The organism is Dethiosulfatibacter sp., assembly GCF_983023055.1.
Genome location: NZ_CEZJXU010000446.1, coordinates 179 through 1,111 on the forward strand (window position 1 = coordinate 179; position 933 = coordinate 1,111).

Annotated in this window: 2 protein-coding genes; both read right to left on the reverse strand. The window is 36.0% G+C overall.

The window, feature by feature from the left end; translation table 11 throughout:
* Positions 1-421: ATP-binding cassette domain-containing protein (locus tag AC3AX0_RS12220; RefSeq protein ID WP_487550557.1), on the reverse strand; the 421-nt coding region annotated here is incomplete at its 3' end.
* Positions 414-933: branched-chain amino acid ABC transporter permease (locus AC3AX0_RS12225; protein WP_487550558.1), on the reverse strand; the 520-nt coding region annotated here is incomplete at its 5' end. The genes AC3AX0_RS12225 and AC3AX0_RS12220, both read right to left, overlap by 8 nt.

A 933-nucleotide genomic window follows, 5' to 3' on the forward strand; every position in this document is an offset into this window, starting at 1 on the left:
CTTCTATTCCTACTCTTTCAAGAAGCTCCATTGCCTTTTCGACATTTTTCTTCTTGTGGCTCAGTTTGAATATCTTCGACAAGCCTTTGTAATTATCCATTCCTAAAGCCAAAACCACATTATCAAGAACTGTAATATCCTTAAAGGGATGAGCTATCTGGAATGTTCTCACTATTCCTATTCTTGCTATTTCATGAGCCTTCAAGCCCTGTATTTCCTTCCCTTGATAAAAAACCTTTCCACCTGTAGGTTTATACACTCCACACAGTGTATTGAACAAAGTTGTCTTTCCCGCACCATTTGGACCTATCAGCGCCAGCGTTTCTCCCTTGTATAACTTGAATGAAACATCATTTACAGCTTTCAGTCCTCCAAAATGTTTTTTCAGATTTTGTATTTCTAAAATTACTTCTTTACTCATTTCTCGTCACCTCCTTCAATTTAAAGATATTCAGCTTGGAAGAAGTAATCTTTCTCCACAATATACTGTTATCTCCAAAAAGACCAGAAGGTTGAAACCTCATCATGATTACAAGAATGGCACCATATACGAGCATTCTGTAATCTGAAATGAACCTGAACACTTCAGGAGCAAGACCCAGTATAATAGCTCCAATGACTGCACCTCTTACTGTTCCCATACCGCCAACAACCAACATGGACATAATGCTTATTGAAACTATAAAAGCAAAATCGCTTGAATATATGAAAGACATATAGTGTGCATATACTGCTCCTGTAATTCCTGCTACCATTGTCCCAATTGTAAATGCAATAATTTTAAACTTATTGACATCTATTCCAAGAGATGATGCTGCTTCAGTATTATTTCTGATACCACACAAAGCCAACCCTATCCAGGATTTTTCCATTCTTTTTGAAAGGTATATTACTCCAACAATTAAAAGCAAAACTATTATTAAAAAATAGATG